The sequence below is a fragment of the Aeromonas veronii bv. veronii genome (assembly GCF_000820225.1).
Classification (GTDB): domain Bacteria; phylum Pseudomonadota; class Gammaproteobacteria; order Enterobacterales; family Aeromonadaceae; genus Aeromonas; species Aeromonas veronii.
The window spans coordinates 107,470-124,748 of record NZ_CDDK01000028.1; the positions used below are offsets into that span (position 1 = coordinate 107,470).

Consider the following 17,279-nt stretch of genomic DNA (forward strand, 5'->3'; position numbering starts at 1 on the left):
ATCTGCGCAACAGGAACCAGACAGATGAATCCCACCCGGCAAAAACTGCTCGATACCGGCCTCGCCATCGCCACCGAGAAGGGGCTGCGCGGCCTCACGGTACGCGAGCTGGCGGCGGCGGCCGAGGTGAACCTTGGCTCTTTCGTCTACCACTTCGGCAACCGCGACGCCTTTATCGACGAGCTGGTAGAGCTCTGGTACGCCCCCCTCTATGACGAGCTCAAATCGGTGGCAGCCAAAGGTTCCTACCCCTCTGCCATCGCCATGTTCGAGGCCACCATGGAGGCGCTGATCGGGCTGGTGGCGCGCCAGCGCGGCTTTATCAACCACCTGTTTGGCGATGCGCTGGCAGGCGAAGGGGCGGCCCAGCGTTTTCTGCTCAGCCTGCCGCGCCGCCATCCCCTGCTGCTGATCGAACAGGTACGGATGGCACAGGCGGAAGGGTCGCTGGTCGCGGGTCACCCGCTCCAGCTGATGATCTTCATCATGGGGTCGGTCGGCCTACCGCTGGTTATCGCCGGCAGCGGTCGTCAGCTCGGCTGGCTGCCTGAACAGGCCGCCCCCTTTATCAGCCAGATAGACAACCCCGAGGCCGCCAGACAGCGGCTGGTATGGGCCCTGCGCGGCCTGCGCCCCACCGACATGAAGGAAGGAGAAGCGGCATGAAACAACGCATTGCAATCGTAGCCCTGCTGCTAACCGTTATCGGCGGCTACCTCTGGTGGCAGGGGCGCCCGGCCGACGGCTCCATCCTCTACGGCAACGTCGATATTCGCGACGTCAATCTGGCCTTTCGGGTCGGCGGACGCGTCGATCAGGTGCTGGTCGATGAGGGGGATAGGGTAAAAGCCGGTCAACTGCTGGCCCGCCTCGATCCAGCTCCCCTCACCCACAGCCGCGACAGCGCCCGCGCCAATCTGGCCGCGCTCACTGCCGCCAACGCCTTGATCCACAAAGGCTATCGCAGTGAAGAGACCGACCGCGCCCGGGCCGCACTGGCCGCCGCCGAAGCCGCTGCGCTGGAAGCCGACCAGCAGTGGCGCCGCCAGAGCGCACTGGCAGCCACCGGCGCCATCTCCCGCGGTCAGCTCGATACCGCCCGCTCCCAGCGAGATCAGACCCGGGCGCAGGTACGCTCCGCCCGCGAGCAGCTCGCCCAGCTCGAAACCGGCTACCGCCCGGAAGAGATAGCCCAGTCCGATGCCCAGCTGGAAGGAGCCAAAGCGGCGCTCGCCAGTGCCGAACTGGCGCTGGCGGATGCCAGCCTGACCGCCCCCAGCGACGGCATCATCATCAGCCGCGCCATCGAGAACGGCAGCATGGTGCAGAGCGGAGCGACCGCCTTCAACCTCTCCCTGACCGCGCCAGTCTGGGTGCGCGCCTATGTGGAGGAGCCTTGGCTCGGCCACTTCCCGAGCGGCGCCAGGGTGACCCTCACCACCGACTCGCGGCCGGATCAGCCCTATCACGGGGTGGTGGGCTTTGTCTCGCCCACCGCCGAGTTCACCCCGAAATCGGTGGAGACACCGGACCTGCGCACTCACCTCGTCTACCGGCTGCGCATCGTGGTGCAGGACCCCGACCCAGCCCTGCGCCAAGGGATGCCGGTCACCGTCAGGCTGGCGCCATGAACAGCGCTATCTCCCTTGAGGGGCTCACCAAACGCTTTGGCGAGCGGGTCGCCCTCAACGCCATCTCGGCCACCATTCCGACTGGCGGCATCACCGGACTGGTGGGCCCCGACGGTGCAGGCAAGAGCACTTTGCTGCGCCTGCTGGCCGGTCTGTTGATCCCCGAAGCGGGCACCATCCGGGTGCTGGGGCTGGATCCGGTGAGCGAGGGGGATCTGCTGCGCCAGCGCCTCGGCTACATGCCCCAGCAGTTCGGCCTCTACGAGGATCTCAGCGTGCAGGAGAACCTCACCCTCTACGCTGACTTGCACGGCGTACTGGAGCCCGAACGCACGCCCACCTTCGCGCGGCTGCTCGCCTTCACCGATCTCGCCCGCTTCACAGCACGACCGGCAGGCAAGCTCTCTGGCGGGATGAAGCAGAAGCTCGGGCTGGCCTGCGCCCTGCTCGGCACCCCGGATGTGCTGCTGCTCGACGAACCGGGGGTCGGGGTCGATCCCATCTCCCGCCGCGCCCTCTGGCAGATGGTGCGCGAGCTGGCCAAGGGGGGGATGACGGTGCTCTGGAGCACCGCCTATCTCGACGAGGCGGAGCTGTGCGACCACGTGCTGCTGATGGCGGATGGCGAGGTGCGCACCAGCGGCACGCCGGCCGATCTGATGGGGGCCATGGCCAGCCGCTGCTGGCTGCTGGAGGCGGGGCAACTGGATGGCCGCGAGCGGCGCGCACTGCTGCGCCGGGCACTGGCTCACCCGGCGGTGATGGATGGCGCGGTGGCGGGGGAGCGAGTTCGCCTGCTGCTGCACCCTGGCATGACGCCCCCGCCGCTCCCGGAGCTGCAACTGGCCAACGGCGCCTTTCAACCGGCCCAGCCCCGGCTGGAGGATGCCTTTATCGACCTGCTCGGCGGCGGCCCCGGCGGGGAGTCGAGTCTGGCAGCCGGGATGCGCGAAGCGGAACTGCCGCAGGGGGTCTCCCCCGAGGCGGTGATCGAGGCGCGCCACCTCACCAAGCGGTTCGGCGATTTCGCCGCCACCGATGATGTCAGCTTTGCGGTGCGCCGCGGCGAGATCTTCGGCCTGCTCGGCCCCAACGGGGCGGGCAAGTCCACCACCTTCAAGATGGAGTGCGGCCTGCTGCGCCCGAGCGAGGGGCAGGCGCTGGTGACCGGTATCGATCTGGCCCACAGCCCCTCGGCGGCGCGCCAGCGCCTCGGCTACATGGCGCAGAAGTTCTCCCTCTACAAGCAGCTCACCGTAGCGCAGAACCTCTCCTTCTTCGCCGGTATCTACGGTTTGTTCGGCCGCCACCAGCAGACGCGGATCGACGCCATGGTGACCGCTTTTGCCCTCACCCCCTGGCTCGATCAGAAGGCGGAATCCCTGCCGCTCGGTCTGCGCCAGCGCTTATCGCTGGCCTGCGCCCTGCTGCACGAACCGCCGCTGCTGTTCCTCGACGAGCCCACCTCCGGGGTCGATCCGGTGACCCGGCGCGAGTTCTGGTCGCACATCAACGCGCTGGCCGACCACGGCGTCACCGTGCTGGTCACCACCCACTTTATGGATGAGGCGGAGTATTGCGACCGCATTGCCCTCATCTATCGCGGCAAGCTGCTGGCGCTCGGCACTCCGGACGATCTCAAGGGGCTGGCCGCCAAAGAGGCGGCGACCTCTTTGCCAACCGGCTCCTTGCCGACCATGGAAGAGGCCTTTATCACGCTGGTCGAGCGGGCCAGCGAGGAGGACGCATGAGCATCAACCGTCGGCGACTGCTGGCCCTCTGCCGCAAGGAGACGCTGCAAATCGTCCGTGACCCGAGCAGCATCCTCATCGCCTTCATCATGCCGGTGGTACTGCTGGTGGTGATGGGTTACGCCATCAATCTGGATGTGGACCATCTGCGCCTCGGCATCTGGCGTACCGACAGCGGCGCCCCGGCGGTGCGGCTGGAGCAGGCCCTGCGCGGCTCTACCGCGCTGGAGATCCACAGCGGCCCGAGCAAGGAGTCCCTGCTCACCAGTCTGGCCCGTGGCGAGATCCGCGGCCTGCTGGTGATCGATGACGGCTTCTCCCGCGCGCTGGCCGGTCAGGGCAATGGCACGCCGCAGGCGCTGCTGCTGACCGACGGCTCCGAGCCCAACACCGCCAACTTTGTCACCAACTATGTGCAGGGGATCTGGCAGGGGTGGCTCGCTGGCGAGGGGATCGCCATGCCGGTGTCGATAGAGAGCCGCGCCTGGTTCAACCCGGCGCTGGTGAGCCGCAACTTTCTGGTGCCAGGCTCCATTGCGGTGGTGATGACCATCATCGGTGCCCTGCTCACCTCGCTGGTGGTGGCGCGGGAGTGGGAGCGCGGCACCATGGAGGCGCTGCTCGCCACCCCGGTCACCAAGGGGGAGCTGCTGCTCTCCAAGCTGTTGCCCTACTACGGCCTTGGCATCATCGCCATGCTGCTCTGCCTGCTCTTCTCGGTGGCGGTGATGGGCGTGCCGTGGCGCGGCTCCCTGCTGCTGCTCTTTCTGGTCACCAGCGTCTTTCTCGGCAGCGCCCTCGGACTCGGGCTGTTTCTCTCCACCGTGATGCGCAGCCAGTTCAACGCCGCACAGGCAGCGCTGATCGCCGCCTTTCTGCCCGCCGTAATGCTGTCGGGCTTCGTGTTCGAGATCGCCAGCATGCCACCGCTGCTGCGGGCCATCACTCACCTCATTCCGGCCCGCTACTTCGCGAGCTCCTTGCAGACCCTCTATCAGGCGGGCAGCGTCTTTTCGATCCTGCTGGTCAACGGTTTCTGTCTGCTGCTGCTGGCCGGTTTCTGGCTGGCCCTGACCGCCCGCAAGACGCGGCGCACTCTGGAGTAACCCATGCTGATCCGACTCTGGTGGCTGATCCGAAAAGAGCTGCAGGCCCTGATGGGCAATACTCAGGGGCGCTTTCTGCTCATCATGCCGGTGCTGCTGCAAACCGCCCTCTTCCCGTTCGCCGCCACCCTGGAGGTGACCGGCAACACGCTGGCCATCTACAACCAGGATGGCGGTGCCCAGAGCCGCGAGCTGCTGGAGCGCCTCACCCATATGCCCGCCTTCACCACCATCATCCCGGTGCAAGGCGAGGCGGGCATGACCGAGGCCATCACCGGGCAGCAGGCACTGCTCGGGCTGATTATTCCGGGGGATTTCTCGCGTCGGCTGGCGCGCGGCGAACCGGCCAAGGTGCAGCTGATCATCGACGGCCGCCGCTCCAACGGTGGTCAGGTGGCGGCGGGCTACATCAGTCAGGTAATCGCCCGCTGGCAAAGTGAGGGCAAGGGGCAACCCGAGCTGGCGGTACGCAACCTTTACAACCCCAACGTCGAATTCCACTGGCATATCCTGCCGGCGCTGGTGGCCATCATCACCACCACCGGCTGTCTGATTGTCACCGCCCTCTCGGTCGCGCGGGAGCGGGAAGAGGGCACCTTCGATCAGCTGCTGGTCTCCCCCCTCACCGCAGGCTGGATCATGGCGGGCAAGGCGGTGCCCGGCATCATGGTGGCGGTGGGGCAAGGGTGCATAGTCGCGCTGGCCGCCCGTTTTGTCTTTCACCTCCCCTTTGCCGGCAGCCTCAGCCTGCTGATGGCGGGCATGGTCTGCTACGGGCTGGCACTGGCCGGGATCGGGCTCTTCATCTCGTCGTTCTGCTCGACCCAGCAGCAGGCGTTTCTCGGAGTCTTCTCCTTCACCGTACCGGCGGTGATCCTCTCGGGCTACATCTCGCCGGTGGAGAACATGCCGCAGGTGTTCCAGTGGCTGGCGGCCATCGACCCCCTCACCCACTTCATCGTGCTGCTCAAGGGGGTCTTCCTCAAGGGGTTTGACTGGTCGGCCGCCTGGCCCCTGCTCTGGCCGCTGCTCGCCATCGCCGGCGTCACTCTGTCGCTGGCGCTCGCCATGTTCCGCCGCCATATCGCCTGACGCGCCACCTTGTTCAGCTGATGCCGGTCTCGCCCAGCGCGAGGCCGGCCATTTTCCGCCAGAAGTTTTCACTCCCCGGCCGTGGGTAAACCGGGCTTTCCCTCCACCACCCCTCACCCCGAGCCACCCCAGAAATCATCAACTGGTATACCTAATTTTGTATATCTTTGAATTTTATCGAATTACCCCTGACGAGATATATAAATAGACACTTGATTTGCATCAATTGCCCGCTCCGACTGACTGGGTAGCCTAGCCCCAGAATGATGTTTTATTACTCCAAACTAGAGGCAATCATGAGCAAAGTCAGACTGGTCGTTGTGGGCAACGGCATGGTGGGGCACCGCTTCATCGAAGAGTTGATCGAGCGGGCCGACCCGGGCCGCTACGAGATCACCGTCTTCGGTGCAGAACCCCGTCCCGCCTACGATCGCGTCCATCTCTCCTCCTACTTCTCCCATCACACCAGCGAAGATCTCTCCCTCGTCAAACCCGGTTTCTACGACAAGCACGGCATCCGCCTGCTGCTCGGCGAAGCGGTGAAAAAAATCGACAGGGCCAACCGCGAAGTGCACTCCAACAAGGGGACTGTGGTCGGGTACGACAAGCTGGTGCTGGCCACCGGCTCCTACCCCTGGGTGCCGCCCATTGCGGGCAGTCAGCACCACGAGTGCTTCGTCTATCGCACCATCGAGGATCTGAAAGCCATTCGCAGCGCCGCCAGGAGTGGCAAGAGCGGGGTGGTGATCGGGGGCGGCCTGCTTGGCCTTGAAGCGGCAGGTGCCCTCAAGGCACTGGGTCTCGAGACCCACGTGGTGGAGTTTGCTCCGGTGCTGATGGCCGAGCAGCTCGACGGTCAGGGCGGCCAGCTACTGCGCCGCAAGATTGAATCCATGGGCGTGCAAGTGCACACCAGCAAGAGCACCAGCGAGATCCTGATGCATGGCGGCGAACAGGCGAAACACCGCCTCGCCTTCGCCGACGGCAGCCAGCTTGAAGTGGATGTGGTGGTCTTCTCCACCGGCATTCGTCCGCAAGATACGTTGGGCCGCTACGGTGATCTCGCCATCGCCGAGCGCGGCGGCATCGTCATCGACGATCACTGCCTCACCTCCGACCCCGACATCTACGCCATCGGCGAGTGCGCCGCCTGGCAGGGCCGCTTCTTCGGGCTGGTGGCGCCGGGCTACAAGATGGCCCAGATCACCGTCGACCATCTGCAGGGCGGCGACAGCCGTTTCGAAGGGGCGGACATGAGCGCCAAGCTCAAGCTGCTCGGCGTCTCCGTCGGCTCCATCGGTGATGCCCACGGCCGCACCCCGGGCAGCCACAGCTATGTGTTTCAGGACGATCAGGCCGGCGTCTACAAGAAGATCGTGGTGAGCGAAGACAACAGCCGATTGCTCGGCGCCGTGCTGGTGGGTGACGTGGAAGATTACGGCAACCTGCTGCAGATGATGCTCAACGCCCTGCCGCTGCCGAGCCACCCGGATACCCTGATCCTGCCCGCCTACGCCGGTGCCAAACCGACGCTGGGGGTGGATGCCCTGCCGGAAAGCGCCCAGATCTGCTCCTGCTTCGACGTCTCCAAGGGCGACATCGCCAAGGCGGTGGCCGAGGGTCACACCACCCTTGCCGCCATCAAGCAGCACACCAAGGCCGGTACCGGCTGCGGCGGCTGCGTGCCGCTCATCAGCCAGGTGCTCAACGCCGAACTGGTGAAGCAGGGCATCGAGGTCAACAACCACCTCTGCGCCCACTTCCCCCACTCCCGTCAGGAGCTGTTCCATCTGGTCAAGGTGGAGGGGATCAAGAGCTTCGACGAGCTGCTGGCCAAACACGGTCAGGGCTATGGCTGCGAGGTGTGCAAACCGACCGTCGGCTCCATCCTCGCCTCCTGCTGGAACGAGCATGTGCTGAGCCCGCGCAACATCCCGTTGCAGGACACCAACGACATCTTCCTCGGCAACATGCAGAAGGATGGCAGCTACTCCGTCATCCCGCGCATGGCCGGTGGCGAAGTGACCCCGGAAGGGCTGCTGGCGGTGGCCGAAGTGGCCCGCGACTACAAGCTCTACACCAAGATCACCGGCGCCCAGCGCATCGGCCTGTTCGGGGCCCAGAAGGATGACCTGCCCGCCATCTGGCGCAAGCTGCTGGCGGCCGGATTCGAGACCGGTCAGGCCTACGCCAAGGCGCTGCGCATGGCCAAGACCTGCGTCGGCAGCACCTGGTGCCGCTTCGGCGTACAGGACAGCGTCGGCCTCGGGGTCTTCCTCGAGAACCGCTACAAGGGCATTCGCACCCCGCACAAGATGAAGTTCGGCGTCTCCGGCTGTACCCGCGAATGTGCGGAAGCGCAGGGCAAGGACGTCGGCATCATCGCCACCGACGCGGGCTGGAACCTCTATGTGGGCGGCAACGGCGGCATGAAACCGCGCCACGCCGACCTGCTGGCGTCTGACCTCGACCGCGAGACGCTGATCAAGCTGATCGACCGCTTTATGATGTTCTACGTCACCAGCGCCGACAAACTGCAGCGCACCTCGGTCTGGCTCGGCAATCTGGAAGGGGGCGTCGACTACCTACGCGAGGTGATCGTCGACGACAAGCTGGGGCTGGCCGAGACGCTGGAGCGCGATATCCAGACCCTTATCGACAGCTACGAGTGCGAATGGTCGCGCACCCTCAGTGAAGAGGAGGCGCTCAAGCGCTTCAGCCACTTCATCAACAGCGACAAGCGCGACCCAGACGTTCAGTTCGTCAGCGAGCGCGACCAGCACAGACCCGCCACTCCGGCCGAGCGCATCCCCGTCTACCAGATCGAGGTGGAGACCAAATGATGAAATTAGCCTGCCAACTCAACGATATCCTGCCGGGCACCGGTGTCTGCGCACTCATTGAAGGTCGCCAGATCGCTCTGTTCCGCCCGAGCGCGGCCGCCGAGGTGTTCGCCATCGACAACCGGGATCCCTTCTTCGCCGCCAACGTGCTGTCGCGTGGCCTGATCTGCGAACACGACGGCGAGCTCTGGGTCGCCAGCCCGCTCAAGAAGCAGCGCTTTCGTCTGAGCGATGGCCACTGCTTCGACAACCCTGCGATGTCGGTGCAGAGCTATCCCGTTGAAGTGCGCGATCAGCAGGTCTGGGTCGCCGTCTGATGTCGACAACCCCCAGATCTATGTCGGTACAGGGATACCCCGTTGAAGTGCGCGACCAGCAGGTCTGGGTCGCCGTCTAAGCCGATTTCACTCTCTTTCGGGCTGCCTGTGGGCAGCCCTTTCAAGGACTCACAAGATGTACACGGAAACCATCAACAAGTGCGCCGCCAACGCGGCCCGCATCAACCGCTTCGAGCGCAGCGACAAGCTCGGCTTCTGGCTCAGCTCCGCCATGGCGGGGGCCTATGTGGGCCTCGGCATCATCCTCATCTTCACCCTCGGCAATCTGGTGGATCCCGCCATCCGGCCGCTGGTGATGGGGGCCACCTTCGGCATCGCCCTGACGCTGGTGATCATCGCCGGCTCCGAGCTGTTTACCGGCCACACCATGTTCCTCACCTTCGGGGTGAAGACGGGCAAGATCACCATGGCCGACCTGCTGCGTATCCTGCCGCAGACCTGGGCCGGCAACCTGATTGGCTCCATCGTGGTGGCGCTCATCTACTCCTACGGCGGCAGCCTGCTGCCGGACGCGGGCAGTCTGGCCCACAAGGTGGCGCTGGCCAAGACCCAGGCCCCGACGCTGACCCTGTTTATGAAGGGGATCCTCTGCAACTGGCTGGTCTGCCTTGCCATCTGGATGGCGCTGCGCACCGAAGGGGCCGCCCGCTTCATCGCCATCTGGTGGTGCCTGCTGGCCTTTATCGCCTCCGGCTACGAGCACTCCATCGCCAACATGACCCTGTTTGCCCTCTCCTGGTTTGGTGCCCACTCAGATGCCTACACCCTGGGCGGCATCGGCCACAACCTGCTGTGGGTGACCCTGGGCAACACAGTCTCCGGCGTCCTCTTTATGGGCCTCGGCTACTGGTATGCCACCCCGAAAGCTGAGCGCCCAGTTGCAGTGAGCGAGACCACCAGCACCGCCAACCAGACACAAACCGCCTGATCCGGAGGCCCCATGGACTACTTGCCCATCTTTTGCCGACTCGACAACAAACCCGTGCTGCTGGTCGGCGGCGGCGAGGTAGCGGAGCGCAAGGCGCGCCTGCTGCTGGATGCCGGTGCCCAGCTCACCGTGGTCGCGCCCGAGCTCGACCCCGAGCTGGCGGAACTGGCTGCCAACGGGAGCATCGAGTGGCTGGCGGGTGAATTTGCACCGCAGCAACTGGCGGGCAAGTGGCTGGTGGTGGCAGCCACCGATCGGCGCGAGGTGAATGCGCTGGTTTACCAGAGCGCCAATCAGGCGCGGATCTTTGCCAACGTGGTGGATGACCCGAAACGCTCCAGCTTCATCATGCCGTCGATCATCGACCGCTCGCCACTGATGGTGGCCATCTCCTCCGGCGGCAAGGCGCCGGTGCTGGCCCGGCTGCTGCGGGAAAAACTGGAAGCCCTGCTGCCGCAACATCTGGGGGCCGTGGCGACCTTCGCCGGCAGCCTGCGGGAGCGGGTCAAGGCGCGATTCGCCACCATGGGAGAGCGGCGCCGCTTCTGGGAGCGGCTGCTCGGGGCGGATCGGCTCGGGCAGGCGCTGGCGCGGGGCGATAGCGCCTCTGCCCACCAGCTGGCCGACAACCTGTTTGCCGACGGGAGCCAGACCGGAGGCGAGGTGGTACTGGTGGGAGCCGGCCCCGGCGATCCGGGTCTGCTCACCCTGCACGCCCTGCGCCAGATGCAGCAGGCGGACGTGGTGGTCTATGACCGACTGGTCTCTGACGAAGTGATGGCGCTGGTGCGCCGCGACGCCAAGCGCATCTTCGTCGGCAAGCAGGCGGGCAACCACTGCGTGCCGCAGGAGGGGATCAACCAGCTGTTGCTGGAGGAGGCGAAGAAGGGGCAGCGGGTGGTACGGCTAAAGGGGGGCGACCCCTTTATCTTCGGCCGTGGCGGCGAGGAGCTGGAGACGCTGGTCGGCACTGGCATCGGCTTTCAGGTGGTGCCGGGGATCACCGCGGCCAGCGGCTGCGCCGCCTACGCCGGCATTCCATTGACCCACCGCGACCATGCCCAGAGCGTCCGTTTCGTCACCGCCCACGGCAAGGGGGGCGCCCGGGATCTCGACTGGCCGCTGCTCGCCAAGGACAAACAGACTCTGGTGTTCTACATGGGGCTCTCCTCCTGCGCCACCATCCGTGAACAGCTGCTGGCCCACGGCAAGGCAGGCGACACCCCGGTGGCGCTGATCGAGCGCGGCACCCAGCCCTGCCAGCGGGTCATTCGCGGCACTCTCGATGAGCTACCCGCGCTGGCGGTGGGGGTCGAAAGCCCGGCGCTGATCATGGTGGGCTCGGTAGTGACCCTGGCCGACCGGCTCGCCTGGTTTGGCGAGGCCCCGCAGCGCCAGCGAGCCCTCGCCTGAGGGATCCTCGGCAACTCACCATGAGGCCACCAGCAGGTGGCCTCACTTTTACCCCCCTCTTCTCCCATCACGGTCATAACCTGTTGTTTTAAGTCTGGTATCCTATGGGCATTGAGCCCTTGGCTACCATCTCAGGAATTCATCCCATGTCTCTTCCCATCAAGAACAGCGCCCGGCAGCGCGCGGATGACAGATCCCGCATTCTCACCCTGCTGCTGCGCGATGATGCCCTCACCGACAGCCTGCTCGATCCGCAGGTGGTGCAGGATGCCGAGCAGCGCGATCAGACCAGCGAACTCACCACGCTGGTCAACGGGTTGCCCGCCGCCGACGTCGCCGATGCGCTGGAGTCGCTGCCGCCCGATGAGCGTCATGCCCTGTGGGCGCTGGTGGAGGAGGAGAAGCGCGGCCAGATCCTGGTCGAGGCGTCGGAGACGGTGTGGGACAGCCTCATCAGCGGGATGAGCGACAAGGAGCTGCTGCACGCCCTGCGCACCCTGGATATCGACGACCAGATCTATCTGGGCCAGTACCTGCCACGCAACCTGATGGGGCGGCTGCTCACCTATATGGCCCCCGCCGAGCGGGATCGGGTGCGGGAGGTGATCCGCTACGGCAAGCACACCGTCGGCGCCATGATGGATTTCGAGATCATCACCATCCGCCCCGAGGTGACGCTCGCCACCGTCCAGCGCTATCTGCGCCTGCGCGGCAAGATCCCCGCCAACACCGACAAGCTGTTCGTCATCGACCGGCGCAACCACCTGCTGGGGGAGCTGGCCCTCACCACAGTACTGCTGCACAAGCCCGCCACCCTGGTGAGCGACGTGATGGAGCGGGATCCGGTCACCTTCGATCCGGAGGATAACGACGAAGCGGCCGCCCGCACCTTTGAACGGGATGACCTGCTCTCCGCCGCCGTGGTGGATGGCAAAGGCAAGCTGATGGGCCGCCTCACCGTCGAAGAGGTGGTGGATCTGGTCTATGAGGAGAGTGACACCGACCTGCGCCGGATGGGGGGTATCAGCGAGGATGAAGACGTATTCGCGCCCGTCTCCAAGGCGGTCAAGACCCGCTGGGCCTGGCTTGCCATCAACCTCTGCACCGCCTTTGTCGCCTCGCGGGTGATCGGCCTGTTCGAGCACACCATCTCGCAGCTGGTAGCACTGGCGGCGCTGATGCCCATCGTCGCTGGGATCGGCGGCAACACCGGCAACCAGACCATCACCATGATAGTGCGGGCGCTAGCACTGCAGCACATTCAGGCGGGCAACCTCTCCTTCCTGTTGCTGCGGGAACTCGGCGTCGCCTTTATCAACGGGCTGGTGTGGGGCGGCACCATGGGCATTGCCACCTATCTGCTCTATCAGGATGCGGCGCTCGGCGCCGTGATGACGCTCGCCATGATGCTCAACCTGCTGGTGGCGGCGCTGATGGGGGTCATTATCCCCATGACCATGACCCGCCTCGGCCGCGACCCGGCGGTGGGAGCCAGCGTGATGATCACCGCCATCACCGACACCGGCGGCTTCTTTATCTTCCTCGGGCTGGCGACCCTGTTCCTGCTGTAAACCATGCGTTGAAAACAACAAGGGAGCCACTGGCTCCCTTGTTGTTTCAGGCGCGTTTGCCCACCCCTGCCGTTAGCTGCTTATCGCTTGTCAGCGGTGATCAGCAAGCCATTGGTGTCGGGGAAGCCGATGACCAGCGCCTCTTTTTTGGCATCCGTGGTATAGGTGGTGACATAGGCGACGCGGTTATCCATCGCCCGGGCCAGAGCAGCATTCCAGAGGTTTTCGATCGGCGTGGCGGCAGCGGATTGCTTGAAGTTGCACTTGCCAAACCCGGTCATGGTCAGCTTGCTCAACCCGGCCGTCGCACTCCCCTCGCCCACCAGCGTACAACCTGCCGCCGGAAACTCGATCGCCACCGTCAGCTTGCCGCCGTTGTTGGTGGTATCCACCTTGCCCACCATGTCGCTGCTGAAGCCATCGCTGCCCGTGGCACTCCAGCTGGCCGTGGTCACCGCTTTGGTGGTCAGGGCCGTCACCGCCACATGACCACTGAAACCGGAATAGATGGGGGAGTTGTCGGAGAACTTGGTGCCAGTTCGGGTGAAATCAAAAACCCAGCGCTTGCTCTCCTTGCCCTGCAGATCAATGACCGGCTGATCCTGGAAGGTGATGAGGTTGTGGTCGTTGGTCACCGAGCTGAGCGCCGTGCTGGTGCCGAGCCGTTCGCTGTTGCGGATCAACTGCACCGGGTAGATCCCGTCTTTGTCGGCTTTCTGGTCAGCCTGACCCAGCCACTGGCTGTTGGTCTCGACCTTGCCCACCTGATGATCCACCCAGACACCCCAGTGCTGCACGGTTTCACCCTTCGGGTAGACCAGCGCCAGACCATCCAGCTCCTTGATCATGCGCGGCGTCGCCTTGTCGCCGTCGCGGCTCATCAGATTCGCTTGGTAAAGACCCGCCTCCGGCAGGGCCAGTGGCACCCGCTTGGCAATGCTGTTGGCAGCTTTTTCGCTGTCACAGGCAGACAGGGCCGCAGCGCAGGCGATGGCCAGCAGCGCTTTGTTGTGCATTTTCATGAGGTTTTATTCCTTGCTGTCGCTTTGTAATTTTTAGATGCAATCAATCGCCGCTGAATTTAAGGGAAAGGTCATCTATCAGTCGAATGGAGATCTGTAACCAACCATTACAGCCTCGCAGGAGCGGCAAGCCGCGCAGCTTGCTCCGACCGCACAACGGTGACTACAGGGTGACTCACGGCGGAAAAGCAGCGAAAGTAGCGGCCCTGAAGAAAGACAAAAAACAGATGAAAATCAGAGCCATAACTCTATTAACAAGAGAGTAATTAGCCCGAATTGCCAGCCTGCTCACAATCGGATTCTTTTGCTGTCGATAGAATGCACCACGCTGGCATACCCATAACAAGAGAATCCAACAATGAAAACCACCCTCAAACTGAGCGCGGTGGCAGTTATCTTTTTGCTGTCCGGCTGTGATGACAACAACTCTCAGGCCCCCGGTGATCTCACCCTGCGGCTGATCGAAACCTCTGATATCCACTCCAACCTGCTGAGTTACGACTACTACCAGAACAAGCCGGATGCCTCGCTGGGCTTCGCCCGCACCGCTGTGCTGATCCGCAAAGCCCGCGAAGAGAACGCCAACAACTTGCTGATCGACAACGGCGACCTGATCCAGGGCACCCCGCTGGCCGACTATATCCACGACCAGCAGGTCAAACAGCAGTGGCTGAGCAAGCAGACCCACCCCGCCATCAAGGCGCTCAACACCATGAGCTATGATGTCGGCAACCTGGGCAACCACGAATTCAACTTCGGTCTCGACTTCCTCTCCGAGACCCTGAAAGGGGCCAACTACCCCTACATCAACGCCAACGTCTTCCAGGCCGATGCCTTCAGCCGTGATGGCAAGGGCACCATCGACTGGAGCAAGCAGAAGTTCAAACCCTATGTGGTGCTGGATCGTCAGGTGAAGGATGCCAACGGCAATACCCAGACCATCAAGGTCGGTGTGCTGGGCCTGACTCCGCCCCAGATCACCCAGTGGGACAAGCGCAATCTGGAAGGCAAGGTGGTGGTGGCCGATATGGTCGAGACCGCCGAGCACTATGTACCCGAAATCCGCGCCAAGGGCGCTGACATCGTCGTGGTCGTGGCTCACACCGGCATCATAGGTGACCCGCGCGAACCCATGATGGAGAACGCCGCCCTGCCGCTGGCCAAGGTAAAGGGGGTCGATGCCCTGCTGCTGGGTCACGCCCACCGCACCTTCCCGGGCGACTACCCCAACATGACCGACGTGGACAACGAGAAAGGCACCCTGGCGGGGGTACCGACCGTGATGCCGGGCGTCTGGGGCAACCACCTCGGCATCATCGACCTGCACATGACCTGGAAAGAGGGTCGCTGGGAAGTGGCCTCCAGCCAGTCCCAGCTGCGCAAAATCGACAGCAGCGCCACCGGCACCGAAGATCAGGCGGTAGTCGATCAGGTCATTGCCGAGCACGAGCAGGCCAACCAGTGGCTGGACGAGCCCCTCAGCAAGATCACCAAGCCGATCCACAGCTTCTTCGCGCTGGTGCAGGATGATCCCTCCATCCAGATCGTCAGCGACGCCCAGCTGTGGCATGCCAAGAAGCTGCAACAGGATGGTCAGCTCAAGGAGAAATGGCCCATCCTCTCCGCCGCCGCGCCATTCCGTGGCGGTCGCAACGGCCCGACCGACTTCACCTATGTACCGGCTGGCGATATCTCCCTGCGCAACGTGGCCGACCTCTATGTCTACCCCAACACCCTGCAGGTGGTCGCCATCAATGGCGCGACCGTACAGGAGTGGCTGGAGAAGAGTGCCGTCCAGTTCAACAAGATCGATGCCGCCAGCACCGCTACCCAGTGGCTGGTGAACGAGAAGTACCGCACCTACAACTTCGACGTGATCGACGGGGTGAACTATCAGGTCGATGTGACCAAACCCACCCGTTACGATGTGGATGGCAACAAGGTGAGCGACAGCTATCGCATCACCAACCTCACCTATCAGGGCAAGGCGATCGACCCGGCCCAGATGTTCTACGTGGTGACCAACAACTACCGCGCCAGCGGTGGTGGCAACTTCCCGGGCATCAACGCCAAGGTGATCGTCCATGAAGATCAGTTCGAAACCCGCGAAGTGCTCTCCGAATACCTCAAGGATCTGGCAGAGAAGAATCCGGCCGGTTTCGAGCCCCCGGCAGACAACAACTGGCAGCTGGCCCCCCTGCCCGCCAATCTGGATCTGCGCATCTACAGCTCGCCACGCAGCGAGGCGCAAGCCCTGACCGGTGGCAAGCTGAACTATGTGGAGACCCTGCCACCCACCGATGCCAAACACCCCGGCTTTGGCGTCTACAAGCTGGTGCTGGCACCCTGAACCTCAGGGTTAATCCGGCAATAACCTCTGCAACCCCCTCCTGATACGAGGGGGTTTTTAATGGTACTGGCAGCGGGATATGCACCTGTAAGCCAGCCGCTCCCCGCAGCAACTCACGCAGCCCCTTTATCCCTTCACGCCATCGCCTCCCTCTATCACACCATCCAGATCCCGACTGATCTGTCCCATCCCGCCCATAAAAAAACAGGCCCACCGAAGTGGGCCTGCTGTTATCTGTGTAGTCGGGAGTATCGCGATAGAGGGCGCTACTCCCGTTCCTTCACATAGGGGGTGCCGAGCGCCTTCGGCGCCACCGCACGGCCGATAAAGCCGGCCAGCAGGAACACGGTCAGGATGTAGGGCAGTGCCTCGATGGCCTGCACCGGAATGGCGAAGCCGCCGATGCTGACCCCTTGCAGCCGGATGGCGACCGCATCGAGGAAGCCGAACAACAGACAGGCTGCCATGGCATTCCAGGGGCGCCACTTGCCGAACACCAGCGCCGCCAGCGCCATAAAGCCCTTGCCCGCACTCATGTTGGGGATGAACTGGGCCGTCTGGGCCACCGCCAGATAGGTGCCACCGATACCGGCCAGCAGGCCGCCGATAAGGAGCGCGATGTAGCGCATCCGCACCACAGAGATACCGGCGGTATCGACCGCTGCGGGCGCCTCACCCACCGCCCGCAGACGCAAACCGAAGCGGGTACGGAACATCACCCACCAGGCCAGCGGCACGCAGGCAAACGCCACGTACTCCAGCAGGGAGTGGCCGCTCAGCAGCTCGCTGTAGAGCTGGCCGATCACCGGCACATCCCACAGCTCCTTGGCATAGGGCAGATCGATGGGGGCGAAACGGGCATCACCGGAGAGCGCCGGCGTCTGGCCACCCTGATCGAACCAGTAACGGCCCAGCGTCACGGTCAGACCGGCCGCCAGAATGTTGATGGCCATACCGCTCACCACCTGATCACCGCGGTGGGTGATGGTGGCAAAGCCGTGCATCAGGGCAAACAGGATGGAGACACCCACCCCGGCACCCAGACCTACCCAGGCAGAACCGGAGACCGCCGCCGCCGCACCACTGGCGAACGCCGCCGCCAGCAGTTTGCCTTCCAGCGCGATGTTGACCACCCCGGAGCGCTCGCAGAACATGCCCGCCATGGCGGCCAAAATGAGCGGCGGCGCAGTACGGATGGTCGCATCCAGCATCAGGATCAGAATTTCAAACATGA

Annotated in this window: 13 protein-coding genes; 11 read left to right on the forward strand and 2 right to left on the reverse strand. The window is 64.1% G+C overall.

The features are described 5' to 3' along the window. The first annotated feature begins 24 nt into the window (after positions 1-24). From BN1139_RS12000 to mgtE, 10 genes are all read left to right on the forward strand, one after another. Positions 25-666 (forward strand): TetR/AcrR family transcriptional regulator, encoded by a 642-nt coding sequence (locus BN1139_RS12000; protein ID WP_005355553.1) that lies wholly within the window; start codon positions 25-27, stop codon positions 664-666. Then, positions 663-1,631 (forward strand): secretion protein HlyD, encoded by a 969-nt coding sequence (gene hlyD / locus BN1139_RS12005; RefSeq protein ID WP_005355555.1) that lies wholly within the window; start codon positions 663-665, stop codon positions 1,629-1,631. Before BN1139_RS12000 ends, hlyD begins: the two co-directional genes overlap by 4 nt. After that, complete coding sequence (locus BN1139_RS12010; RefSeq protein WP_005355562.1) at positions 1,628-3,382, forward strand: ATP-binding cassette domain-containing protein; 1,755 nt, start codon at positions 1,628-1,630, stop codon at positions 3,380-3,382. The genes hlyD and BN1139_RS12010 overlap by 4 nt, the downstream gene beginning before the upstream one ends. Further along, positions 3,379-4,488 (forward strand): ABC transporter permease, encoded by a 1,110-nt coding sequence (locus BN1139_RS12015; protein WP_013723360.1) that lies wholly within the window; start codon positions 3,379-3,381, stop codon positions 4,486-4,488. Before BN1139_RS12010 ends, BN1139_RS12015 begins: the two co-directional genes overlap by 4 nt. Before the next feature lie 3 nt (positions 4,489-4,491). Next, the gene (locus BN1139_RS12020; protein WP_005355575.1) at positions 4,492-5,580 is read left to right on the forward strand and encodes an ABC transporter permease; all 1,089 of its coding nucleotides are present in this window, start codon (positions 4,492-4,494) and stop codon (positions 5,578-5,580) included. 296 nt (positions 5,581-5,876) lie between these two features. Continuing rightward, positions 5,877-8,423 carry a nitrite reductase large subunit NirB gene (gene nirB, locus BN1139_RS12025; RefSeq protein WP_005355577.1) on the forward strand — a complete coding sequence of 849 codons (2,547 nt, stop codon included), beginning with the start codon at positions 5,877-5,879 and terminating at the stop codon, positions 8,421-8,423. Next, a complete protein-coding gene (nirD, locus tag BN1139_RS12030; protein WP_041202829.1) occupies positions 8,423-8,740 on the forward strand; it encodes a nitrite reductase small subunit NirD in 318 nt (105 codons plus the stop codon). The genes nirB and nirD overlap by 1 nt, the downstream gene beginning before the upstream one ends. 136 nt (positions 8,741-8,876) lie before the next feature. Beyond that, positions 8,877-9,689 (forward strand): nitrite transporter NirC, encoded by an 813-nt coding sequence (gene nirC, locus BN1139_RS12035; protein WP_005355585.1) that lies wholly within the window; start codon positions 8,877-8,879, stop codon positions 9,687-9,689. 12 nt (positions 9,690-9,701) lie between these two features. After that, a complete protein-coding gene (gene cysG, locus BN1139_RS12040; RefSeq protein ID WP_005355590.1) occupies positions 9,702-11,102 on the forward strand; it encodes a siroheme synthase CysG in 1,401 nt (466 codons plus the stop codon). Between the two features lie 146 nt (positions 11,103-11,248). Further along, positions 11,249-12,673: a magnesium transporter gene (gene mgtE, locus BN1139_RS12045; protein WP_005355593.1), complete on the forward strand. Its 1,425-nt coding sequence runs from the start codon at positions 11,249-11,251 to the stop codon at positions 12,671-12,673. Positions 12,674-12,753: 80 nt separating this feature from the next. Here the strand turns inward: mgtE and BN1139_RS12050 are convergent, their stop codons facing one another. Then, entirely contained in the window at positions 12,754-13,695 is a 942-nt protein-coding gene (locus tag BN1139_RS12050) for a hypothetical protein (RefSeq protein ID WP_005355598.1), read from the reverse strand. A gap of 358 nt (positions 13,696-14,053) precedes the next feature. On the opposite strand from BN1139_RS12050, the gene BN1139_RS12055 reads away from it, so the two are divergent. Then, positions 14,054-16,045: a bifunctional 2',3'-cyclic-nucleotide 2'-phosphodiesterase/3'-nucleotidase gene (locus tag BN1139_RS12055; RefSeq protein ID WP_005355601.1), complete on the forward strand. Its 1,992-nt coding sequence runs from the start codon at positions 14,054-14,056 to the stop codon at positions 16,043-16,045. Between the two features lie 266 nt (positions 16,046-16,311). Here BN1139_RS12055 and BN1139_RS12060 read toward each other — a convergent pair whose 3' ends face one another. Next, complete coding sequence (locus BN1139_RS12060; protein ID WP_005355624.1) at positions 16,312-17,277, reverse strand: ABC transporter permease; 966 nt, start codon at positions 17,275-17,277, stop codon at positions 16,312-16,314. Positions 17,278-17,279 lie beyond the last annotated feature (2 nt).